The 21,858-nt window shown below is 53.5% G+C and carries 21 protein-coding genes and 1 pseudogene; 17 read left to right on the top strand and 5 right to left on the bottom strand.

What is annotated here, in order from left to right; translation table 11 throughout:
* Positions 1 to 109 precede the first annotated feature (109 nt).
* The 6 genes and pseudogenes from rlmN to E1757_RS23920 all read left to right on the top strand — a co-directional run bounded on the left by rlmN (position 110) and on the right by E1757_RS23920 (position 5,414).
* Complete coding sequence (gene rlmN / locus E1757_RS23895) at positions 110 to 1,171, top strand: dual-specificity RNA methyltransferase RlmN (RefSeq protein WP_133232855.1); 1,062 nt, start codon at positions 110 to 112, stop codon at positions 1,169 to 1,171.
* A pseudogene (locus tag E1757_RS37295) lies at positions 1,172 to 1,257 on the top strand (oxidoreductase); the annotation flags it as partial. It lies immediately after the preceding gene.
* Positions 1,258 to 1,636: 379 nt separating this feature from the next.
* Positions 1,637 to 2,833, top strand: a complete 1,197-nt coding sequence (locus E1757_RS23905; RefSeq protein ID WP_133232857.1) for a ParM/StbA family protein — start codon at positions 1,637 to 1,639, stop codon at positions 2,831 to 2,833.
* A gap of 42 nt (positions 2,834 to 2,875) precedes the next feature.
* The gene (locus tag E1757_RS36620) at positions 2,876 to 3,331 is read left to right on the top strand and encodes a hypothetical protein (protein ID WP_246079442.1); all 456 of its coding nucleotides are present in this window, start codon (positions 2,876 to 2,878) and stop codon (positions 3,329 to 3,331) included.
* A 556-nt stretch (positions 3,332 to 3,887) separates the two neighbouring features.
* The gene (locus tag E1757_RS23915) at positions 3,888 to 4,949 is read left to right on the top strand and encodes an HD domain-containing phosphohydrolase (protein WP_133232859.1); all 1,062 of its coding nucleotides are present in this window, start codon (positions 3,888 to 3,890) and stop codon (positions 4,947 to 4,949) included.
* 99 nt (positions 4,950 to 5,048) lie between these two features.
* Positions 5,049 to 5,414, top strand: coding sequence for a response regulator (locus E1757_RS23920; protein WP_133232861.1), 366 nt, complete (start codon positions 5,049 to 5,051; stop codon positions 5,412 to 5,414).
* Positions 5,415 to 5,568: 154 nt separating this feature from the next.
* Here the strand turns inward: E1757_RS23920 and E1757_RS23925 are convergent, their stop codons facing one another.
* Positions 5,569 to 6,615: an LLM class flavin-dependent oxidoreductase gene (locus E1757_RS23925; RefSeq protein WP_133232863.1), complete on the bottom strand. Its 1,047-nt coding sequence runs from the start codon at positions 6,613 to 6,615 to the stop codon at positions 5,569 to 5,571.
* A gap of 279 nt (positions 6,616 to 6,894) precedes the next feature.
* Here E1757_RS23925 and E1757_RS23930 point away from each other — a divergent pair, with 279 nt between their 5' ends.
* From E1757_RS23930 to E1757_RS23950, 5 genes are all read left to right on the top strand, one after another.
* Entirely contained in the window at positions 6,895 to 9,177 is a 2,283-nt protein-coding gene (locus E1757_RS23930) for a helix-turn-helix domain-containing protein (protein ID WP_165972258.1), read from the top strand.
* A 35-nt stretch (positions 9,178 to 9,212) separates the two neighbouring features.
* The gene (locus E1757_RS23935; protein ID WP_133232867.1) at positions 9,213 to 9,413 is read left to right on the top strand and encodes a hypothetical protein; all 201 of its coding nucleotides are present in this window, start codon (positions 9,213 to 9,215) and stop codon (positions 9,411 to 9,413) included.
* Positions 9,414 to 9,442: 29 nt separating this feature from the next.
* Positions 9,443 to 10,459: a tripartite tricarboxylate transporter substrate binding protein gene (locus tag E1757_RS23940; RefSeq protein WP_246079444.1), complete on the top strand. Its 1,017-nt coding sequence runs from the start codon at positions 9,443 to 9,445 to the stop codon at positions 10,457 to 10,459.
* Positions 10,460 to 10,590: 131 nt separating this feature from the next.
* Positions 10,591 to 11,052, top strand: coding sequence for a tripartite tricarboxylate transporter TctB family protein (locus E1757_RS23945; protein WP_133232869.1), 462 nt, complete (start codon positions 10,591 to 10,593; stop codon positions 11,050 to 11,052).
* Positions 11,053 to 11,061: 9 nt separating this feature from the next.
* Positions 11,062 to 12,567 (top strand): tripartite tricarboxylate transporter permease, encoded by a 1,506-nt coding sequence (locus tag E1757_RS23950; RefSeq protein ID WP_133232871.1) that lies wholly within the window; start codon positions 11,062 to 11,064, stop codon positions 12,565 to 12,567.
* A gap of 201 nt (positions 12,568 to 12,768) precedes the next feature.
* Here E1757_RS23950 and E1757_RS23955 read toward each other — a convergent pair whose 3' ends face one another.
* The gene (locus tag E1757_RS23955; protein ID WP_133232873.1) at positions 12,769 to 13,644 is read right to left on the bottom strand and encodes a LysR family transcriptional regulator; all 876 of its coding nucleotides are present in this window, start codon (positions 13,642 to 13,644) and stop codon (positions 12,769 to 12,771) included.
* Positions 13,645 to 13,858: 214 nt separating this feature from the next.
* Here E1757_RS23955 and E1757_RS23960 point away from each other — a divergent pair, with 214 nt between their 5' ends.
* Positions 13,859 to 14,086: a hypothetical protein gene (locus tag E1757_RS23960; protein ID WP_133232875.1), complete on the top strand. Its 228-nt coding sequence runs from the start codon at positions 13,859 to 13,861 to the stop codon at positions 14,084 to 14,086.
* Positions 14,086 to 15,393: a uracil/xanthine transporter gene (locus E1757_RS23965; RefSeq protein WP_133232877.1), complete on the top strand. Its 1,308-nt coding sequence runs from the start codon at positions 14,086 to 14,088 to the stop codon at positions 15,391 to 15,393. Before E1757_RS23960 ends, E1757_RS23965 begins: the two co-directional genes overlap by 1 nt.
* 140 nt (positions 15,394 to 15,533) lie before the next feature.
* Here the strand turns inward: E1757_RS23965 and E1757_RS23970 are convergent, their stop codons facing one another.
* Positions 15,534 to 16,265: a DsbA family oxidoreductase gene (locus tag E1757_RS23970; RefSeq protein WP_133232879.1), complete on the bottom strand. Its 732-nt coding sequence runs from the start codon at positions 16,263 to 16,265 to the stop codon at positions 15,534 to 15,536.
* 239 nt (positions 16,266 to 16,504) lie between these two features.
* Between E1757_RS23970 and desA the strand changes: the two genes are divergently transcribed.
* On the top strand, positions 16,505 to 17,548 hold the full coding sequence (gene desA, locus E1757_RS23975; protein ID WP_133232881.1) for a Delta(5) desaturase DesA: 1,044 nt from the start codon (positions 16,505 to 16,507) through the stop codon (positions 17,546 to 17,548).
* A 199-nt stretch (positions 17,549 to 17,747) separates the two neighbouring features.
* Here desA and E1757_RS23980 read toward each other — a convergent pair whose 3' ends face one another.
* Complete coding sequence (locus E1757_RS23980) at positions 17,748 to 18,032, bottom strand: hypothetical protein (RefSeq protein WP_133232883.1); 285 nt, start codon at positions 18,030 to 18,032, stop codon at positions 17,748 to 17,750.
* A gap of 188 nt (positions 18,033 to 18,220) precedes the next feature.
* On the opposite strand from E1757_RS23980, the gene E1757_RS23985 reads away from it, so the two are divergent.
* The 3 genes from E1757_RS23985 to E1757_RS35955 all read left to right on the top strand — a co-directional run bounded on the left by E1757_RS23985 (position 18,221) and on the right by E1757_RS35955 (position 20,041).
* The gene (locus E1757_RS23985; protein ID WP_133232885.1) at positions 18,221 to 19,189 is read left to right on the top strand and encodes a phosphotransferase; all 969 of its coding nucleotides are present in this window, start codon (positions 18,221 to 18,223) and stop codon (positions 19,187 to 19,189) included.
* 79 nt (positions 19,190 to 19,268) lie between these two features.
* Positions 19,269 to 19,745, top strand: coding sequence for a GyrI-like domain-containing protein (locus E1757_RS23990; protein ID WP_133232887.1), 477 nt, complete (start codon positions 19,269 to 19,271; stop codon positions 19,743 to 19,745).
* 140 nt (positions 19,746 to 19,885) lie between these two features.
* Positions 19,886 to 20,041 (top strand): hypothetical protein, encoded by a 156-nt coding sequence (locus tag E1757_RS35955; RefSeq protein ID WP_165972259.1) that lies wholly within the window; start codon positions 19,886 to 19,888, stop codon positions 20,039 to 20,041.
* A 61-nt stretch (positions 20,042 to 20,102) separates the two neighbouring features.
* On the opposite strand, the gene E1757_RS23995 is transcribed toward E1757_RS35955, so the two are convergent.
* The gene (locus tag E1757_RS23995) at positions 20,103 to 21,338 is read right to left on the bottom strand and encodes an amidase (RefSeq protein ID WP_342774593.1); all 1,236 of its coding nucleotides are present in this window, start codon (positions 21,336 to 21,338) and stop codon (positions 20,103 to 20,105) included.
* Positions 21,339 to 21,858 lie beyond the last annotated feature (520 nt).

A 21,858-nucleotide genomic window follows, 5' to 3' on the forward strand; every position in this document is an offset into this window, starting at 1 on the left:
GGAACGGACTTTCAAAACATGGGTTCAACTTATATAGATGGATTAAAAGCTTTGGCTGGATAAGCGAGAGCGGTTTGAACTTTAAAGCAGTGAAATGAGGATAGCGGAAATGAATAAAGCATCCATCTATGGATTGACATTGGATCAGCTGGCGGATTGGCTTTTGGAGCACGGACATAAACGGTTTCGGGCTTCCCAGGTGTGGGATTGGCTGTATAGAAAGCGGGTAACGGACTTTTCCGGGATGGCCGATGTGCCCTCCGCCTGCATCCAATTGTTGCAGGAGCATTTTGTTATAGAAACGTTAAGCGAGTATTTCAAGCAGGAAGCGGCGGACGGAACAGTTAAGTTTTTGTTCAGGCTGCAGGACGGCAACTTGATTGAAACTGTTTTGATGCGGCATAAATTCGGCTTATCGGTATGCGTTACGACGCAGGTAGGCTGCAATATCGGCTGCAGCTTCTGCGCGAGCGGGTTGCTGGCCAAAAGTCGCGATCTAAACGGCGGTGAAATTGTCGGGCAGATTATGAAGGTGCAGCTGCACCTGGATCAGGCGGGACGGGACGAGAAAGTGAGCCACGTGGTTGTAATGGGGATTGGCGAGCCGTTCGATAACTTTGCCCATATGTCGGATTTTATCCGGATTATTAAAGACCCGAAAGGACTGGCTATCGGCCCGAGACATATAACGGTATCGACCAGCGGCCTCGCCGATAAAATCGTGGAATTCACCGATTCCGATCTGCAGGTTAACTTGGCGGTTTCCTTGCATGCGCCCAATAACGAGCTGCGGACGCGGATTATGAAGATCAACCGCGCCATTCCTATCGAGACGTTAATCCAGGCAATCGATTATTATTTGCAGAAATCGAACCGGCGTATTACGCTGGAGTATATTTTGCTGAAAGATGTGAACGACCGCGAGGAGCATGCGTTGGAGCTTGCCGCCCTCGTCGGCGACCGGCGTCCGCTCGTCAACGTCAACTTGATTCCGTATAACCCTGTGGACGAGCACAGTCAATACCGGCGAAGCGAGCAGGAAGCGGTGAGGGCTTTTTACGACACGCTGAAAAAGCAAGGCGTCAGCTGCAGCGTCCGTCTGGAGCATGGGGCCGACATCGATGCCGCGTGCGGACAGCTGCGGAGCAAGCAGATGAAAGCATCCGGCTAGCTGGTGAGCGATTTCGATTGTACGCAAGCGACCGAAAGCATTCCTCGTTGGGCGGCCCCGATGCAGATCATTCGATTACCCATTAGGAGCAGATGGATGACGCCCCGTGGACGTTTACCGTACAAAAGATCGGATGTTACGCAGCAAGCAGAGCCGCCCTCATTGTCGACAATGATGGGCGGTTTTTAGTTGGCTTGGTTCGAACGCTGGAATATCTCTGTCGAATAAAGCTGCAAGGAACGCTTGTTTTGCTTGGGGAAACCGTATTTTAGCACATTTGCATCATCCTGCGTCCTATGTCCCGGGACCTCAAAGCGACCGGGTTGTTGAAGCTTAAACAATTTCCGACAGCGTGGCTGGAATATATTAACATGGCAACTGGGTCCATCAGCGGGTTGTGCTATAACACTATGTATGGCAAAGTATTACCATGTCGCCAGTTTCATATAAAAGGAGGAAGACCTCATGAATTACCATTTTTTTGTCGGCAATGATAACGGAAACAGCGAACATGATCTGATCGTGGATGGCAGGCTGATTCAGCAGCCGAATGTCAATTGCACGGTGGACGAGCTTCCGTGGAGCGAAGAGCAGGCACCCGAGAGTTTTATCAAAAACCTGCAGGAACAATTGGTCGTGACCGTCGATTCTCCGGCAGCCCGCCCGGGCATGTATTATGTCGGCAAGTTTGCGTTGGAAAGCGGAGAAATACTGGATAATTTGCAGATCGGCATCGACCTGAAATGCGATATGGATCTGCCGGTCGTCAATACGTTGGCCCAAATTGCGGCAGTCGCCGTGCAAAAAGCGTACGAGGATGAGAAAAAAGTACCGGAACAAATCGAGGTCGAAGTCGATATGGCTACCGCGCTGCCGGTTACCCAGCACACCGATGAAACGTCGGCCAAATTCGAGAAGCGATTTACTTCCGGCTCGCATCATGTGACGGTGCATCTTGGTATTCACCGGGTAGCGGTCAAGATCGTATTCCCGTTTACCAAGGTGGTTCCGGAAGCGACGCCTGTCATTTTTACACTGCAAAAAGATGCAGAAGGCAATTGGAGAGAAGGCGACATTTTCGAGGAGTTCACGCAAAACTATGAAATTGAAAAAAAGTTCAACGGCAATTATTTTAAAGATAAGCGCATCCTGCATATAGATATCGGCGACGGTTCGACGGAATACCCGATTACCGAAGGGAACAAGTTTTTGCGCCAGTTCGTTCACGGCAGCCATCATGGGACTGGCTATGCAATCGAGGAGGCGCTGAGCGAATTTAACCGGTTGATTCATTTGCCTGACAGCCCGCGCCAATTTTTCAGCGATGTGATCAAAAATGCCAAACACAAATATCATGCCCGCGCGATCAAAACATTAAAAAGACCGCTCGACAGCCAAGTGAGGCAAATTGTGCAAAATGTGAAGCGGCAGTTGACCAAAGCGCGCAATGAGATCGACCTGATCTGCGTTTACGGCGGGGGCAGCATTCTGATGCGCCCGATTCTTTACCCGCTATTGAAGGAGCTGTGCATCGAACGGGAAATGCAGCTGCTGTACATACCGGCCGGTTATGCGGTTCAGATGAACGCGATGGGACTCGATGCGTTTGTCCGCGGGAAAATCTATGAAGCCTTGAAAAATAAAGCGGCTCAACCCGCTTAAAGGCAGCTTTATTGTTGATCAAGGTTGCGGAAGGTGGCACGCGTGAAAAAAACGAAACAACCCGGTGATAACATCAGCTTGAAAACGAAGAAAACGGAAGATCCGGCCGTCATGAACTGGCTCAATGCGCAAACGAATTTGATGGATTCACTGCGGTATTTGATCGAAAATGAAATTTTGCAAAATGGCGTTCGCAATTTGCAAATGTATATTCCGATGGAGCGCAATGCGTTCGCTGCCGTTCCGGCCAGTCCGGTTCAAGCCGCGACGAACAATCAGCATGAGGTATTGGACCGGGAATCGCCGGCGGTGCTTGCAGCCGCGAAGGGCGAGATAGCCGCGGCCGGGGCTGAGCCGGCACCATCTTCAGTGACGCAGCCGACGGCGGGCATGACTGCCGCGATGACGCCCGAACCGGCTGAAGCGCGGATAGAGCCTCCCGAACCGGCGGAATCCGATGATGAAATCGATGACGATGACATTGAAGCGTGGATTTAGCAAGCTTAGGCAAAGACCCGAAACAAGCCGAAGTCCAAAAATATTTGGAATTCCGGTACGATAAAGTAATACCAAATGTGATAAAGTAATTCCGGGTGATATAAAGTAATGCCGGGAGTGACGAAGTCGTGCTTAAATCCGCCGTTTTTCACCGGTTGATCTTGGGAATACGGGTGCGAATCGCGTCACAATTGTAATATGACCGAGTGATTTTCAGTGATTCCGGGCATCATAAAGTAATACTTAGTAACACTTGGAATCATTTAACGTTACATTGCATTGTGAAGTTATGCCAAATCATACCGATTGCTGTTGAATCCAGGCAGCTCGATAGCTTAATCCGAAATCAGAGCCGTTCCCACACAGGGGTTCGGCTTTTCTTTTTGCCGGAAATGGCAGACGGAGCGCAATAAACAATTATTGACAATATTCTGCAACTATAGCTAAAATTCAGTTAGTATAAGATTTTAAACTTTGCTTCGCACAACCTTGATAAACGTGCTCGCACTATAAGGACGGCGAAGCCGCTTATCCTTGATAGATTGGGGCTTGAGCCATGGATGAACAATGGTCAAAACTTGCAAAATTCCTGATCGTCGACGATCAGGAATACAACATTAGCTTATTGGAACGGATATTGAGACGCGCCGGGTTTACAAACCTTACCAGCTCTACAGACCCGCAGCAGATCGAGCCGCTGTACCGTGAAATCGATCCGGATATTATTTTACTGGATCTCCATATGCCGGGCATGGATGGGTTCGAGGCGTTGAAGCGGCTCCGTGCATTGGACATGGAAGGCAGTTACTTGCCGATCCTGGTGCTGACGGCCGACGTGACGCCGGAGGCCAGACAGAAGGCGCTGCAGGAAGGCGCCAACGATTTTTTGACCAAGCCTTTCGATAAAACGGAAGTCATATTGCGCATCAACAATTTGTTGAAAACGCGTTACCTCTACCTGCAGCTGCAGCATCAAAACATTCATTTGGAGGAACGGGTGAGGGCGCGTACAGCGGATTTGGAGAAGGCCAAATTCGAAATATTGCAGCTGTTGGCCCGCGCATCCGAGTACCGCGACGATATGACCGGGCAGCATACGCAGCGTGTAGGCCAATTGGCGGGAATGATTGCGCAGACGCTCGGGCTGTCCGAGCAAGAGGTGGAGTCAGTCCGGCTCGCTGCGCCTCTACATGACCTGGGGAAAATCGGCATTCCCGACGAGATTTTGCTTAAGCCCGGCCGGTTTAGCGCCGAGGAGTTCGAGTACATGAAATCGCACACATCTATCGGAGCCGGCATATTGGAGGGCAGCTTTTTCCCGGTGTTGAAGACGGCCGCGGATATTGCGCTGGCCCATCATGAGAAATGGGATGGCACGGGATATCCGAAGGGATTGAAGGGGGAGGAAATCCCTTATGTGGCGCGAATCGTAGCACTGGCCGACTTTTATGATGCGCTGACCCATGAACGGCCGTACAAACGGGCATGGACACAGTCTGAAGCGCTTGCGGAAATTGAACAGCAGCGCGGTCGCCACTTTGATCCGCAGGTTGTGGATGCTTTTTACCGCATTATGCAGCTGAACGGAGTTGCCGATTCAGTTTCCCGGTCCATGTAAAACGAACGGAATGAGCCGCGATGACACCGGCGGATTCGTGCGGCAAGTAAATCCGGGTGGATCGGCGGCATTCGGAAATACGACGAAGGGGTCACGAGCATGCATACTATACTTTTGGTTGAAGATAACGAATTGAACCGCGATATGCTATCGCGGCGGCTCCAACGAAAAGGCTATGCGGTAGCCTTGGCCGAGGATGGAGAGAAAGGGGTCGCCGTGGCCAAAGCGGAGAAGCCGGATCTTATCCTGATGGATTTGAGTCTGCCCGTACTCGACGGCTGGGAGGCGATCCGTCTGCTGAAGCAGTCTCCGGAGACAAAGCCGATCCCGATCATTGCTCTGACTGCGCATGCGATGGCGCAAGACAGAGACCGGGCGTATGAGGCCGGCTGCGACGATTTCGACACGAAGCCCGTGGAGCTGGACCGGCTGCTTGGCAAGATGGAGGCTTTGCTGAATAAATAACGGATAGCGCCGCTCTTCTACAAGCTGCGGCGCTTTTATTTGCGGGCCGATAGGCCGTTCAGTCGTAGGGAAAAATACTGCCTGCCGGAATCCCGATATACCGGTCATTTCATTTCTGTCGTCAGAGAAAAGCCCGGAGGGTAAATGTATTACATTACGAACCTTTTACGACTTCGGCCAGCAGCTCGTACGACCGCAGGCGGGCTTGATGATCGTAAATCTGGGACGTGACGATCAGTTCGTCTGCGCCTGTTTCTTTCAGGATGCTTTTGATTTTATCGCGGACAGTATCCTTATTCCCCGCCACCGCATAGCTTAGCTGTTTCAGCACGATGGCCTGCTCATGCGGGCTCCAGAGCTCATCCATGCTATCCACCGGCGGATTAAGCATACCCGTCCGGCCGCGGATCAAATTCAGGAACGCCTGCTGCTGGGATGTCGCCAGCCTGCGGGCTTCTTCATCAGTATCGGCTGTGACGGCATTGACGCCGACCATGACGTAGGGCTCCTGCAGCACATCCGAAGGTCGGAAATAGCTGCGGTACAGCTCAAGCGCCGGCAGCAAATAGTCCGGTGCGAAATGGCTGGCGAACGCGAACGGAAGTCCAAGCTGGCCGGCCAGTTGGGCGCTGAAGCCGCTAGAGCCGAGCAGCCAGATCGGGATGCGCAGCCCTTCCCCGGGAACGGCCCGCACGCCCATCGGGCGGGAGCCCAGCGCCGGGTCGAAATAGGAGCGGAGCTCGCTCAGCTGCTCCGGGAAATCGCTGCCGTCGCTGCCCAAGCCGCGGCGCAGAGCGCGCATCGCCGGCTGGTCGGAACCCGGCGCACGGCCGAGGCCGAGGTCGATGCGGCCCGGGTACAGCGTCTCAAGCGTACCGAACTGCTCGGCAATCACCAAGGGTGCGTGATTCGGCAGCATGATGCCTCCGGAGCCTACCCGGATCGTTGAAGTGCTCGCGGCTACGTGAGCGATGATCAGAGATGTCGCCGAGCTGGCGATGCCAGGCATATTATGATGCTCGGCCAGCCAATAGCGGCGGTAGCCCCATCTCTCGGCATGCTGCGCAAGGTCGATCGTATGGCGCAAAGATTCGGCCGCTGTGCCGCCGGTGACGACAGGAACGAGATCCAGAACGGAAATGGCGATTTCATGAATGCCTTTGCTTTGCTTATGTGGACGTGCGGCATGATCTTGATTCATCTAAACATCAGCCTCCTGAATATATAATGTCTGAATGCGGATGAAGCCTTGGCAAACAAAAGTGGCATGGGAGAACGGATTATTACGCGAATGCCATACTTTTTATTATTCGTTATTTTGTAATGAAAAACAAGCGTCAACTTTTTAGTAAGTAAGTAACCTTTCATAAAGATCTGATAACATGGCGGTACAGGCAAACCATTTTTTTCATTTTCATCTTATTTTATGGTATTCTTTCTATTGCAGATTAACCAGCCAACTATAAAACCGGGTGAATTCATGAATAAATGGTTTTGGATGAAAGCCAAAATATTGTTTTCCAATAAGCAGACGAAATTGATCGTCTATTTAACGTTATTTGTCTCGCTGTTTATTACGGGAGTAGGCGTATTTTTATATGAAAATTATAAGGACATTCTCGATAAAGAGCTGAACGAGCCTTATACGGAACTGCTGCAAATTAATTTGGGCGTCACCAACAGGGCCTTTCGAGAATCGGATGACCAGGCGGTAAAAATATCGTTTCACGCCAACACGCTCGCCTATATTCAAGGCGGTCCCGAAACCAGGCAGTCAAGCGCGGCCCAGCTCTCCTCTATTTTAAATACAATTGCCTTCCACGAAGATATTCATTCGGTTTATGTGCTCGATTTGAAACGCAAGACGCTTGTATCCGATCAATCGGCGGCAAGCGTGACGTGGGATGAGTTTCCCGACCGGACCTGGGTTCCCTGGGTGGAACTGATGAACAAAAAGCCGCTGCTGATCAAAAGACGGAGCTTTGGAGCGGCCAATCAGGATGGGACGGTGGAGCTCATTTCCTTATTTCGGCCCATCATAGCCGACAGGGAGCTGATCGGCCTTGTCATCGTTAACGTCGATTATGACCGGTTTTTTTCCAAAATATATCCTCAAACCGAAGCGCCCCAGTACATTTACAATCTGGATGGCGAGTTGATATATCCTAAACTGACGGAGCAGGTGCCGACCGAGGAACTGAATAAAGGTATTGAGGCGCTGGGGGTGCGGCCATTCGGCGAGCTGAAGCTGGAGGGGCAATCGTATCTGGCTGTGCAAGGCTTCTCGGACATGACCGGCTGGCGCTGGGTTTCGTTAATTCCGCTGGATGAGCTGCTGAAAAACGTACGTAAAGTCCGGGATATGGTGCTCCTGCTCTCGCTCGTTTCGATTGCCGCCGGCTGTGCCGCTATTTTCTTCTATAATTTTGCAGCATTGAAGCCGGTCCGCCGGATCCGGGAGCTGCTCGCGTCCAATCGCGCGGTTTCCTCCAGCTCCGATATGCATGATTTGGAGGCGGTTGTCCGCAAGCTGCTGGAGGAATTCGACACGAGATCCTCGGTTGCCGAACGAAGCTTGCCCGAGCTGCGGTCCAAGTACATCCAGGATGTGCTCATGCGCCGGATCGGCTCCAAGGAGCTGTACACCAAATGGAGCACTTACTTCGCCTCCTGGACGCAGGAACCGCTGCTGGCGGCTGCGGTATCCATCAACCGTTATGCCGACTGGGCCGCAGCTGCCGGTTACAGCGAGGAGGATCAGCTGCTGCTCAACTATGCGCTGACCAATATTATGACGGAGCTGCTTGAGCCGAATTGGCGTGTACACTGCGTGCAGCTGGACAAAGAAAATTTGCTGCTTGTCGTTCAGGCCAGGAAATACGACGTGCCCGCGATGGAACCGGCGCTGCAGGAAGCGACGATCGCTATAACGAGAACGGTCATGAATTATTTGCATATGAGCTTGTCCATCGGCATCGGGCAGGTGTTCGGATCGGTACCGGAGCTTCCCCAGTCGTTTGAAGAAGCGAAAGAAGCACTGTCCTTCCGGCTGTATGAGGGCTATGAGCGGACCATTGCATATTCCGGGATCAAGGAGCGCGACCGATTGACAGATGCGGAGGCCCAAGCCTGGAAGACGGATCTGCTGGGAAGTCTAGAAGCCGCCGATGCCGGTTCGTGGAGTCAGGCGCTTGCACGTTGGGAGGAGCGGGTGCGCGAGCATCCGGTCGCCCCGGAATCCGTCTACGCTTTCGTGAACGAGGTGATCGGCGACTGCTCGCGCATCATCGCCATGCGGGGCATCGACAGGCTGCCCGTGCTCGAGAATTATACGGAGCACCAGCTCCGGATGATGGATTTGGCCGATTTGCGGCAGCTGCTGCAGCAAGTGGCCGAAGCGATTGTCAGCGGCATCCGGCATCACAAAACGACGAAGGAATATCTTGCGGCACAGCGCATCATCGGGTTTATGGAGGAGCATCTGCACGAGCAGATCGGCCTTCAGGAAATCGCCGATTATATGAATCTGAGCACATCATCAGTCAGCAGCATGTTTAAGCTGGAAACCGGGAACACCGTGTATGAATATTTGACCAAAATGAGAATCGATCGAGCTTGCGCATTGTTGTCGACGAGCGATTTGAAGATTGCAGACATTGCCGCCCGCGTCGGCTACCAGAACGAAAACAGCTTCATCCGCAGCTTCCGCAAAATCAAATCGGTCACTCCGGGCAAATACAGAGAAGCGAATAAGTCGTATTGAGCACAAGGTTTCTCCCATCGAGGAGAAGCTTTTTTATGTTTGATCCGGAATCCCGCCGCGCGAAAATGGCGCCTGCAGATGCGTATACACGAATCGGACAAGCGGTATGCAGATCGGCCAAAATCGGCAGTTTTGTTGAATGTGTGGATGATTTAGCGGAACGGATGATTGTCGGCGGCACCAGGGTACCCTATACTGTGAAAAGCCGGCCGCAGAGGCCGCACATATCGTCATGACTACACAAAAACAGAAATGGGGAATTGTTTTGAAAAAGAAAGGATTGCGTTCATTATTGGCCGTCTCGATGATTTTCACTATAGCAGCATTAACTGCCTGCGGAGGAAAAGCGGCTACCGATAAATCTTCGGCTTCAGCAAGTAAAAAAGTGGATTTTCCTAAGAAAGCGGTCACACTGATTGTGCCTTACGCTGCGGGCGGCGGCACGGACTCGACGGCGCGGGCTTTGGCGAAAGCGGCCGAGAAGCATTTGGGCCAAGCCGTTACCGTTGTAAACAAAACGGGCGGAGGCGGCTCGGTAGGGATGACGGAGGGCGCTAATTCCAAGCCGGACGGTTACACGGTAACGATGGCGACTGTGGAATTGACCACATTGCCGCATCTCGGACTTTCGCCTATTACTTATGAAAATTTCAAGCCGGTGGCGCTCGTCAATTATGATCCTGCCGCTATTACCGTACGGGCCGACAGTCAATGGAAAACGATGAAAGAGTTTCTGGATTATGCCAAGGCGCATCCGGGCGAGCTGAAGCTGGGCAATTCCGGTACGGGAGCGATCTGGCATTTGGGCGCGGTTACGTTGGAAAAAGGCGCGGGCGTAAAGTTCAATCACATTCCTTTCGAAGGCGCGGGTCCTGCGATTACCGCATTGCTTGGCGGACACGTGGATGCAGTTCCGGTAAGCGCGGCGGAGGTTAAAGCCCAGGTGGATACAGGCAAGCTGCGGGCGCTGGCGATTAACGACAGCAAGCCTTCGGCCGCATTGCCGGGTGTGAAGACGTTGAAGGAAGAAACAGGCTTGACGGTTGAGGTTCCGGGTACCTGGAGAGGAATCGCCGTACCGAAAGATACGCCGGATGAGATTGTCAGCATATTGACCGATGCGTTCACTAAAGGGGCAAGCGATCAGGAGTTCAAGGATTACATGGGGAAAAACGGACTTGGCATTGAAATCAAGGATGCCAAATCGTTCGGGCAGCATTTGAAAAATAATCACGATCAATTCGGCAAGCTGATCCCGGAGCTGGGACTCGGTAAAAAATAACGATTCCAAGGAAAAAACGCCATCGCCGTCCCTCGGAGGGCAGGCTGTTTGTCAAAGCGAAGCAAAGTATATTTGCTTATGAATAACAGGCTGGGTTTCCGGCCTTTCTTGTTCGAATGGGGAGGATACGTATGTTTAACAAGGTAGGCGTCGGCCTGGGGGGATTTTTCTTAATCGTCTCCGGTATCATTTTTTGGCAATCGTTCTCCTTCGATTATTACAGCGACCTTGGCCCGGGCCCGGGCTTGTTTCCGCGTTGGCTGAGCGCCGCGCTTATCGTGCTGTCGCTGCTGTATATCGGCGGGGCGCTCCGAGGCGCGCAGATCAAGTGGAGCGAAGTGCTGCCGAAGAGCAAGGATTTGTGGAACGTAATCTTAGTGCTGATCGCTGTGCTCGTGTTTATGCTGCTGCTGGATGCGGCCGGATTTATCGTGGCTGGCGCCGCGATGCTGATGTTAATGCTGATGCGCTCGTACGTATGGTACAAGGCTGCAATTATAGCGGTAGGGACCTGCGCCATCCTGTATATTGCTTTTAGTATAGGATTGGACGTTCCGCTGCCGACCGGCGATATTTGGGATTGGATGGGGTGATGACAGCGTATGCCTGCGTTTGATGTAATCGCACAAGGGTTTGCAACGGCGTTCAGTTTGTATAATTTATTGTATTGTTTAATCGGCGTAGTTATTGGCATGTTAGTCGGGGTGCTTCCCGGACTTGGTCCGACAACCGGCGTAGCCGTCCTGCTGCCGATCACGTTCGGCATGGAACCGGTATCCGCGATTATTATGCTGTGCGGTATTTATTACGGCGCGATGTACGGGGGTACGATCACTTCCGTGCTCATTAATACGCCCGGCGAAGCCGCTTCCGTCATCACCTGTCTGGACGGCAGTCCGATGGCGAAGCAGGGAAGGGCGGGGGCCGCGCTCGGCATTGCCGGAATCGGTTCCTTTATCGGCGGAACGATCTCGATTCTCGGACTGATCTTTGTCGGACCGCCGCTCGCGGAATGGGCGCTCCGTTTTGGACCGCCGGAGTTTTTCGCTTTGATGGTGCTTGGCTTGTCCACCGTTATCGGACTAATGGGCAAATCAATCATCCGAGGTTTGATTTCCGCTTTCCTCGGCCTCAATCTGGCGATGATCGGCATGGACCCCGTATCGGGTGCGGTACGGTTTACATTCGGCCAGCCGAATATGATGAACGGGATCGATTTTGTCATTGTCGCGATGGGTTTGTTCGGTTTGTCGGAAATTTTGCTCGGCATCGAAAATATGGCGAACGCCGAAAAACCGCCGAAGGTGAAAGGCTTTTTGCCGAACAAGGATGAATGGGGCCCGAGCATGAAAGCGATAAGCCGTGGAACCGTGCTCGGTTTTATTATCGGCCTCATTCCGGGAACCAATTCCGTTATTCCGGCGATACTTTCGTATTCGGTGGAAAAAAAGTTGGCGAAAGATCCGTCCCGTTTCGGCAAAGGCGCCATTGAAGGCGTGGCCGGGCCGGAGACGGCGAACAACTCGTACTGCGGCGGCGCGTTAATTCCGCTGTTTACGCTCGGCATTCCGAGCTCGCCGACGATTGCCATCATTCTCGGCGCATTCATGATGCACGGCCTGACACCGGGCCCGATGCTGTTCCAGCAAAATCCGGTATTTGTATGGGGCGTTATCGCCAGTATGTTCATCGGCAACTTCGCGCTCCTGATAATGAATCTGCCGATGGCTGGCTGGTGGGCGAAAATCGCGATGATCCCGCCGAAGCTGCTGTATCCGCTCATTCTCATTATTGCGGCGCTCGGTGCGTACACGACCAACAACAATTTGTTCGATGTCGGCGTCATGTTCGTATTCGGTATCCTCGGTTATGTGATGAAAAAAGCGGATATTCCGATGGCGCCGATTGTGCTGACATTTGTATTGGGCAAAATGTTGGAAAGCTCCCTGCTTCAGTCGCTCAAGCTGCTGGACGGATCGTTCCTTGGGTTGTTTCAGCGCCCGATCTCGGGCACGCTGCTCAGCATCGCGCTTGTCATTATTGTCCTGGGTCTGATCTCCGGGCTTCGTAAAAAAAACAGCGGCTTTGCGGCCGATGTAGAGATGTAACGGGCAGTATAAAAAGGCCGCCTGCCCGAACTCATCAAGCTTTTTATAAATAAAGCGGCTTTGGTTATCCTGATATTGAATTGTATATCCTATGGACTTGATTTTACTTATCTTAGTAATCAAGTCCATTTTCTTTTCTGGTGAGTTTCCGCGATTTATAGCCGTCAAGATCGACATGAGCCTAATCGGCAGCTGTACCCGCTATTTGCCGGCCTTATAAGCTTCGATGAACAATTGGGACGCTTTGGAAAGCCAGCCGTTGCGCAGCCCGATCAAGCCGGAGAGGGCGGGTGACGGCTCCTCGACGATTGAAAGCCTGCGCACCGGCACATCCGGATGAAGCTTCAGCAAAGTTTCCGGCACGATCGCAGCGCCGAAGCCCGATGCGACAAGGCGGATGAGCGTGGCGATATCGGAGCATTCGCAAACGATGTTCGGCTCGAGCCGGTTCTTGGCAAATTCCTCCTGGATCATGTGATACAATCCCAATCCTTCAGTGCTTGGCACAATTAACGGGTAATGCCGGATGCGATCGAAGGCAATCGGGTCACGCTCCTCCCGGTTGTCGGCCGAGGTCACGAAACAGTAAGGCTCCGATTTGAGCGCATGGACCGAAAAGTCGTCCAGCTCAAGCGGCATGCGCACGATGGCCAGATCGATAGCCCGCTCCTTCAGTAGATGGCAGAGCTGGGCGGTTTCATTTTGTTGAATCTTGAACGTAAATTTGGGGTGCTCACGGCGAAACGCCTGAAGAATGCGCGGCAGCCGCGCGTCCGAAATCGTATTGACCCCGATGGACAGCTTGCCGGTCCAGCCGTTGCGGATAGCATGTATTTCCTCCCGCGCTTCCTCCGCGGACGCTATTAGCTTGACCGCATGCTTGTAAAGCGCCCGGCCTTCCTCTGTCAGCACGACCCCGCGGCCTTCCCGCTCAACGAGAGGTACGCCCAGTTCGGCTTCCATTGCTTTGAGCTGCTGGCTTAACGGCGGCTGGGCAATGTGCAGCTTTTTGGCCGCCGCGGTAATTTGACCTTCCTCGGCAATAGCGATAAAATAACGCAGCTGCTTCAAATCCATAGAAGATCATCCTTTCGGGAATGTAACATACATATGAAAATCATATGGTAAACCAATATTTTTAATATTATTCATATATGTTCTCTCATGATACCATGGTAAGGCGTTCGCGCAACAGTGCCGGGATGTTCCAAATCAGCTCCCCGATGCGCATTGGCTGCGAACAAGCATAAGAAGATCCATACCGCTGTATATAGAGAGGTGCGATATCATCATGAAACCAACCGATTTGTTTATCCGGCATGCCGTGCGAATGGCTTGCGTGAATACGGAGCTTCATCAAGGCGAGGTGGAGGCCGCTGCGATCGGAATGAGTACCCGGTACGTATACGAGCAGGCGGCGCTGCCGGCCGAGCGGAGGGATGTAAGGCTGGTCCGCGTGATTCCCGAGGTTATGGCGCGGAACCATCCATATACCGTATGGAAGGAATGTCAAACTTAATGCGTATGGATCTTTCGCCGAAAATTGGGCTGGCCGGTGTCCAGTGGATGTTTTTTATACTTACGAATACGGTCGTCGTGCCGCTGACTCTGGGCCATGTTTTTCATATGCCTACGGAGCAAATCGCGTTCACGCTGCAAATCTCGTTTCTGCTGACCGGCGCGGTCTGCATGCTGCAGGCGTTGTTCGGACACCGTTACGCGCTGATGGACGGCCCGTCGGGCGTCTGGTGGGGGTGCACGCTTAGTCTGGCTTCCTCGGCCGCGCTCGGAGGAACGGACCCGGCATCCGTCGGCGGCGGACTGGCGGCCGGGTTTCTGCTATCCGGGCTCATGATGATTGTGCTTGGCAGCCTGGGCTTTATCAGAGTATTGAGGAAGCTGTTTAATCCGTTGGTCATCAGCGTTTCGTTATTTTTGCTGGCGGCCCAGCTGATGAAAAATTTTTTTGTCGGCATGCTCGACATTCAAGAGGACGGCCTTCTGAATCCGCCGGTCGCAGGGCTATCCATTCTTATTGCGCTGTTTGTCGGCGTTGTTTATTTGAAAGGACGCGGGTGGGTCAGCAACTTCGCCATGCTGTTCGGCATTATGGCCGGCTGGATCGCTTATGCGCTGCTGTTTCCTTCGGCAGGCGGGCTCCAGCTGCAGGCTGGCGCCGAGGCGGTGCTGTTTCCATGGGGGCGGCCGAAGCTCGATATCGGTATTGCGCTGACTTCGCTGGTCATCGGCTTCATTAATATGTCGAGTACGGTAACCGCTTTGAACGCCGCAGAAAAGCTGTACGGGCAAAAGTCGACGGAGAGTCAGTACAAGCGGGCGTTCCTTATTACGGGGCTGTTTACGATGATCGCGCCTGTCTTCGGGCTGCTCCCGTTCGGGACGTTCGCGTCCTCGCTCGGATTGCTGGAAAGCACGAAAATATTGCAGCGCTCCGCGCTTGTTATCGGCGGCGCGCTCTTTCTGACGCTCGGGTTAATTCCGCCGCTCGGCACGCTGTTCTCCCAGCTGCCCGTCAGCGTCGGAAGCGCCGTATTATTCATCGCTTACCTGCAAATGTTCGGCACCGCCGTACGCTCCATTCGGGGAACTGTCTTTGATTCCAAGACGATTTACCGCATCGCGCTGCCGATCTTGCTTGGCATCAGCATTATGAATACGCCGGCGCTGGCGTTTATGGGGCTGCCGGTTTCCATCCGGCCATTGGCAAGCAACGGCTTGGTCGTCGGCATTCTCGTGTCCGTCTTCCTGGAGCTGGCCGTCAATTGGTCGCGGCTGGAGAAGGAATCGAAGAGCGGCTCGTCCTGAAGGAGCTTCATCCGGAAATGTCCGCAATCGGCACAAAGAACCTTCAACCTCACGGCAAGTGTGGAGAACTGAAGGTTCTTTGTCTTTTCTATAGGAGCTGTTGTTTATACGAAGTATTTCAAAGGCGCCTCGCTGCCGGCTTACGATTTCGGGGTTGGCGCGGCGCAGGTGCCGTCGGCGCATGCTTCGTCTGACGGGCTGCCTCCGTTCCCGGTTTCGTTCAGGACGGTGAGCGGCCGGTCTTCCTCCCAGGCCTTTTGCAGCGCCTCGAGAAATAGCTCGCTCTGTTGTGCGCCGGACACCGCATATTTGCGGTTGATGACGAAGTAGGGGACACCGCGGATCCCGAGCCCTGCCGCTTCCTGTTCGTCCGCGCGCACTTCCTCCGTATAGTCCGTACCTGCCAGCATGCGGGCCGTCTCATCGCGGTCAAGCCCGATCTCCGCCGCCAAATCGGTTAGTGCCGCATGGTCGCCGATATGCTTCGATTCGGTAAAATAGGCGAGAAGCAGCCGCTCCGTCATCTCATGCATGCGGCCGTACTTGGCGGCGAAATGAGCCAGACGGTGCGCATCGAACGTATTGGTAAGGATCATTGTATCAAAATGATAAGTTAGCCCGACCGACTCGGCTTGGGCGGTCAGGTTATCGTTCATCGATTTGGCCTGCTCCCGGCTCATCCCGTACTTGTGAGCCAACATGTCGTGAACGTCATGGCCGACATCGCGCTGCGCCTGCGGATCGAGCTCGAAGCTGCGGTAAATGACCTCCACCTGCTGGTTGTTGGCAAACTGCTCCAATGCCGCCTCAAAACGGCGTTTGCCGATATAACAGAAGGGACACATAAAATCAGACCATATTTCAACCTTCATAAAGCACCTCCACATGAGCTTTTCGCCGAAGCCGCCGCTTCGCCGCTCGTTTAATGTAATCATTATAGTTACATATAAGCGAAGAAGTCAACTTGCTTTCGCGGCCATATCATCCACTTTCAGGCAATTAAAAAAAGAATATTGCCGTTTGAGGAACCTTTTGCGATTCCCGGCGTATTACCGTAGTTGCTATTTATTTTACTTACTATGTTATTTGCGGAGAGGAAGATCAGACCTGAATGTTACATGAGGAGCACAGCGGTTGGCGGAAAGATATCGCGCCCTACGAAAGACCACATATGAAGCACAGTGTGTGGCAGATCATCAATACCGTTGTCCCTTTTATTATGCTTTGGTATGCCGCTTATTGGAGCTTATCGGTTTCATATTGGATTACGCTGCCGATTACCGTGGCGGCCGGCGGATTTTTGGTTCGTATCTTTATCATTTTTCATGACTGCTGCCACAAATCGTTTTTCAAAAGCCGGATGGCCAATGATGTTGTCGGAACGCTGACAGGTATTTTGACCTGCTGTCCGTATTACCAGTGGCGGTACAGCCACACCGTCCATCATGCGACCAGCGGCAATTTGGACAAGCGGGGAGTAGGCGATATTTGGACCTTGACCGTTGAGGAGTATGTGGCATCTTCAACCGTCCGGCGGTTCTTTTACAGGCTGTACCGTAACCCGTTGCTCATGTTTTGTCTCGGCCCGGTTTATATTTTTCTGATTGACTATCGTTTTAACCGCAAGCGCGCTTCGTTCAAGGAGCGGATCAACACCTATATCACCAATATTGGCATTGCGGGCATTGCGGCCTTGTTGTGCTGGACGTTGGGGTGGAAGGAGTATCTGCTTGTGCAGGGGCCGATCTTTTTCATTTCAGGGATGGCCGGCATTTGGCTTTTTTATGTGCAGCATCAGTTTGAGGGAACGTATTTCGAACAGGACGAGCAGTGGGATTATATGAAGGCGGCGCTGCAAGGGAGCTCGTTCTATAAGCTGCCGAAGCTGCTGCATTGGATTACCGGAAATATCGGATTTCATCATATTCACCACTTGAGTCCGCGGGTTCCTAACTATTATTTGGAAACGGTTCATAACGAGCATCCGATGCTGCAAAATGTACCGACCGTTACGCTATTATCGAGCTTGAAGTCGCTTCGCTTTCGGGTGTGGAACGAGCATAGCAAGACGTTTGTCGGGTTTAGGGATATTCCTAAATTCAAGGCTGCGGCCGCAGCGGCAGCGGGGAAGACGGAAGCTCCAGGCGTTATTTAACAGCATGTGATTGGCAAGCAAGCTCGGCGATTGGGTTAATACGAAAAGAAAACCTCTATCGAGGCCATTCCAAGATGAGCGACCGCGATTCAAATGTAGGTTTTCTTGAAATGATAGAAAGCTTCAGCTCCGCTGAAAACTTATACTTTCATTATAAAAAAAAGCCTCCGCGGGATTGCCCCTGCGGAGGCTTCTGCCGTTATCCTTTAAAGTCGTTGGCAAGCAGCGCAGTTGCTTGCTCGACGTATTTTTCCGGAACCTCGAGCTTCACCGAGCCGTGCGCAGCTCCCTGCGCGGCGCCCATCGTATCGGATGAACGCACCCGGCTTTTAATTTGATGCGACTTGAGGAAAGCGTGCTTGGCTTCAATCTCGGCCGCCGCGCGGCCGGTGCCCGTCTCAATGGTTTTCCACTTTGCGTTGCTGCGGATAACCCACCATAGGATGAGCGCTGCGACAATCAGCACCAATACCAAAATTACCATGAAAAACACCGCCTTGTTTGAATTTGGACTTTCCGTTGCACGGAAAACATGGTTTTCGGCTGTGATTTGAATGGGTGATTGCTATATGTATACGAAAATAGTACGATGCGTATGACGAATATTCGGCAATTTTTACTATTTTTCAGACGTAAAGCTGCGAAATGATAAGCAGAATGGAGCTGGAGCGAATGAGTGAGCTTTGGACGGCGGAAAGAACGGTATCGCTCGTATGGGCTGCCGAGCTGATCGGCGGCCAATTTCCCGAGCTGCTGCCTTTGACCATTACGCTTCTCGGCGAAGGATTTGACAATACGGTTTATCGCGTCAACGGGCGATATGTGTTTCGTTTTCCGCGGCGCTCGATCGCCGTTGAGCTGTTGAGGGTAGAGTGCGCGCTGCTGCCGCATCTGGCCCGCTTGCAGCTCCCGCTGCAGGTGTCCGAGCCCGTCTTTGAAGGGAAGCCCACGGCTGAATATCCATGGCCGTTCGCGGGCTACCGCTATGTCGCCGGCGCTTTGCCGGGTCGGGTTACGGCCGAGGAGCGCATCCGCTCGTCCCGGCCATTGGCCGCGTTTTTGCGTCGGCTGCACGGGTTTCCGGTGGAGCAAGCGAAGCGGCTGGGCGTGCCGAATGACCGGATCGGCCGGTTGGATTTGTCGATCCGGCTGAACCAAGCCGACAGCAATATGAGCAAGGCGATCGAGCGGGGGCTATGGTCGGACCGGCACGACTGGGACGAGCTTATCGCATGGTTGGACGAAAGAGCCAAGAAGAGCGGTAACGGAAGCGGTGACGGTATTGAAGGCGGAGTCGGAAACGGCGGTGCTTTTACGGAAGCGCTTGTGCACGGCGATCTTCACATCCGCAATATATTGGTGAACGAAGAGCGGATTATTACAGGCATCGTCGATTGGGGCGATGTGCATACCGGCAATCCGGCGGCTGATTTGGCGCTGGTCTACAGCTATTTGCCTCCGGAAGGCAGAAAGCTGTTTTTCGCCGACTATGGCGAAGTCGATGTGCAGACCCGGATGCTTGCCAGGTTCAGAGCGGTTCATACGACCTTGTTTTTGCTGCTGTACGGGAATGACCGGCAGGACGCTGCGTTGGTGGAAGCCGCCCAGGACAGCCTGCGGCTGGCTTTGAACTACCCGTGACAGAAGATATGGAAGATTTTTCAATCGATATCGTGTAAACTAAGGTTGTACGAATTCGAGTAATCCGGAGGGTAGCGGAATGGGACAATTCAATGAGGCAACGTTGGTGACGAAGCGGTCTTTTCAGGCGGTGGGCATTCGTTGGGAGGGCACCTTTGCCGAAGCGGCAGCCGGTGACATACAAGCGGTCCATGCCGAGGTGAAGAATCGGCTGCATGAAATCAAGCATGTGCCGGACCCGGAGCTATTGCTTGGACTTTCCCATCATCTGGCGGAAGGCAGGTTCACGCATGATGCGGTGCTTGAAGTGAGCAGGGTGGAAGAAGTTCCCGAGGGGATGATCGCCGTGACGATCCCTGAGCTGACTTACGCGATGTACGAACACAAGCGGGGTCAAAATATCGATGCGTCCTACAAAAACATATATGCATGGATCAAGGAGCAAGGCCTGGAGCTGCATAAAGGACCTGTCACCCATTTTGAGCAATATCCGATGAGTAACACCCTTTACATGGAAGAGCCGGCATTTACGATCATGATCCCGGTACAGGCGTAAGCTCGAATAGGATGTGAATGATCGAACACCTCATTCTACCTTAAGGCAGAGTGAGGTTTTTTGTATATAAGGACAAATGATAGCGAATCAGGTCATGTCAGAAGCTTGTCGGATGATAGAAAAGTAAGGCCGATTGGAACATGTCGACATGCAGAATGAAGCGGGAAAGCGGCGGTTCGTTGAAAAGCTTATGCCAGGCGGGACATGAAGCATCGAACGGTAGAGAGACGGCCGATTCGGCCGACCGTGTTTGCCTTGGCGTGCGAAACGTTACGGCACGGGTCGGTGCAGACTGATGAATGGAACATTCGTTCGATGGTGTGCAGGCGCGAATGAGCAAATATGTACCGCTAACCATTAAGCGATCCCGATGCGTTCGGACCATTCCTGCACCCACGCAAGCAGCTGCAGATCCTGTCCCGGTCCGGCTATCACCGATAAGCCGAGGGGTATGCCGTCCTGTACCGCCCAGGGCAGTGTGATCTGCGGCAGTCCGCCAAGCCCGGCGATGCAGGTCAACTGCATCGTGCTGACCCGGCGGGGCTCCATCTGTTCCCCGCTCAGACCGCACAGCGGTGCGACGCCGGGAGCGGTGGGCAGCATGAGCAGCGTGTCGCCGCCGAGCAGGCTGCGCAGCGTCTGGCGGATGCCTTCCAATTGCAGCAGATGCTCCCGGTAGGCTTCCTCCGTCACGGTGCGCGTCCAGGCAAACCGCGCCGCCGTCTGGCTGCCCAGCTTCGGCTGATACTGCTCGATCCATGGGCCGTGGGTCTGCCAAATTTCAAAGCCTTGAACGGTCCGGAATGATGTCAGCCATTGTTGAAGCCCGTTCTCGGCCAACATGATCGGCTCGCGCCGATCGAGCAAGCCGTCCAGCCGGGGAATGAGCGCCGCCAGCTGTTCCCGGCACGGGATGTCCGCCAGCTGCCAAGCGTCTTCAGGCAGCAGCAGCCGGGTAAAGCTGCGCCGGGTCGGCGCTGCCCCGGCCAAGAGCGACTGTCCGACTCGGAACAGGGTCGGTGCGTCGTTTGCCATCCAGCCCACCGTGTCGAAGCTGGGGGCGAGCGGAATGACGCCCTCCAGAGAGACGGCGCCGTGGGTCGGACGAAAGCCGTAGATACCGCAGTAGGAGGCGGGAATCCGGATTGAACCGGCCGTGTCGGTGCCGAGCGCAAAGTCGGCCAGCCCGCCGGCGACGGCAACGGCCGAGCCGCTGGAGGAGCCGCCGGGAATGCGGCCGTGCGCCTTCGGATTAATCGGCGTGCCGTAATGCTCGTTCTCGCCGTTTAAGCTGAACATCAATTCGTCGGTGTGCGCGAGTCCGACCAGCTGCGCGCCGTCCTGAAGCAGCTGTCGGACCGCCGGGGCCGTCCGAGCGGCGGGGCCGTGTGTCCGCCGCCAATCCGGGCATCCGGCGCCGGCAATGTGCCCCTGGATGTCATAGACGTCCTTGACGGCGTACGACATCCCGGCCAGCTTGCCGCCGCCTGCTGCGGCGGGGGTCGGCTCCAACGCGGGGCTACCGCCGATAAGGGCGCCCCAGCTGTCGAGATTTTCATGTGCATAGGTCATATGTATGCAGCTCCCTTTCATAGGATCGAACGGTTATGACGGAGCGCCCGGATGTCTTCCTCATCCAGCTCGGCCACGGTCAGGAGCGGTTCAAGCCGGAAAATTGCTCGTCCGGCACCATTGTCGTTTAAACATAGAGCCGGTTTTCCTGGATTGCGCACCTCGTGCCTGCAGCGCGGCGGACGACAAAATACGTGCCTTTCGCAAGTGGAGCCATTGCGACTTCCCACATTTTTACGCGGTATCACCCCGTCATTCGATGTCAATTACATGACAGGGTCAAGGCGTCCTGCAGCTGGTTACATTCATAACGAAGGATAAAATGATCAAATTTTTTCATTATGGTTATATTATCGTTAAAAAACAATCAAAATGAATTCGGCGTGATTTTATTATATGTGTGTCGATATAAGCTGTCAATATTTAATGTAAGAAAATCTGACATATTAATTGTGAATACCCTGTACCTTTAGAAGGGGCGGGCTTTTCCACCGGGATAAGGGCAATCGGAAAGAAGTTAAATCGGTTCGCCGTCTTATAT

The sequence above is a fragment of the Paenibacillus piri genome (assembly GCF_004354045.1).
In the GTDB taxonomy this organism is placed as follows: Bacteria; Bacillota; Bacilli; order Paenibacillales; family NBRC-103111; genus Paenibacillus_S; species Paenibacillus_S piri.

Bases quoted from the DNA above. Each gene is read 5' to 3' on its own strand.
- rlmN (WP_133232855.1), top strand. From the start codon at position 110: ATGAATAAAGCATCCATCTATGGATTGACATTGGATCAGCTGGCGGAT.
- E1757_RS23905 (WP_133232857.1), top strand. From the start codon at position 1,637: ATGAATTACCATTTTTTTGTCGGCAATGATAACGGAAACAGCGAACAT.
- E1757_RS23915 (WP_133232859.1), top strand. From the start codon at position 3,888: ATGGATGAACAATGGTCAAAACTTGCAAAATTCCTGATCGTCGACGAT.
- E1757_RS23920 (WP_133232861.1), top strand. From the start codon at position 5,049: ATGCATACTATACTTTTGGTTGAAGATAACGAATTGAACCGCGATATG.
- E1757_RS23925 (WP_133232863.1), bottom strand. From the start codon at position 6,615: ATGAATCAAGATCATGCCGCACGTCCACATAAGCAAAGCAAAGGCATT.
- E1757_RS23930 (WP_165972258.1), top strand. From the start codon at position 6,895: ATGAATAAATGGTTTTGGATGAAAGCCAAAATATTGTTTTCCAATAAG.
- E1757_RS23935 (WP_133232867.1), top strand. From the start codon at position 9,213: ATGTTTGATCCGGAATCCCGCCGCGCGAAAATGGCGCCTGCAGATGCG.
- E1757_RS23945 (WP_133232869.1), top strand. From the start codon at position 10,591: ATGTTTAACAAGGTAGGCGTCGGCCTGGGGGGATTTTTCTTAATCGTC.
- E1757_RS23950 (WP_133232871.1), top strand. From the start codon at position 11,062: ATGCCTGCGTTTGATGTAATCGCACAAGGGTTTGCAACGGCGTTCAGT.
- E1757_RS23955 (WP_133232873.1), bottom strand. From the start codon at position 13,644: ATGGATTTGAAGCAGCTGCGTTATTTTATCGCTATTGCCGAGGAAGGT.
- E1757_RS23960 (WP_133232875.1), top strand. From the start codon at position 13,859: ATGAAACCAACCGATTTGTTTATCCGGCATGCCGTGCGAATGGCTTGC.
- E1757_RS23965 (WP_133232877.1), top strand. From the start codon at position 14,086: ATGCGTATGGATCTTTCGCCGAAAATTGGGCTGGCCGGTGTCCAGTGG.
- E1757_RS23970 (WP_133232879.1), bottom strand. From the start codon at position 16,265: ATGAAGGTTGAAATATGGTCTGATTTTATGTGTCCCTTCTGTTATATC.
- desA (WP_133232881.1), top strand. From the start codon at position 16,505: ATGTTACATGAGGAGCACAGCGGTTGGCGGAAAGATATCGCGCCCTAC.
- E1757_RS23980 (WP_133232883.1), bottom strand. From the start codon at position 18,032: ATGGTAATTTTGGTATTGGTGCTGATTGTCGCAGCGCTCATCCTATGG.
- E1757_RS23985 (WP_133232885.1), top strand. From the start codon at position 18,221: ATGAGTGAGCTTTGGACGGCGGAAAGAACGGTATCGCTCGTATGGGCT.
- E1757_RS23990 (WP_133232887.1), top strand. From the start codon at position 19,269: ATGGGACAATTCAATGAGGCAACGTTGGTGACGAAGCGGTCTTTTCAG.
- E1757_RS35955 (WP_165972259.1), top strand. From the start codon at position 19,886: ATGTCGACATGCAGAATGAAGCGGGAAAGCGGCGGTTCGTTGAAAAGC.
- E1757_RS23995 (WP_342774593.1), bottom strand. From the start codon at position 21,338: ATGAAAGGGAGCTGCATACATATGACCTATGCACATGAAAATCTCGAC.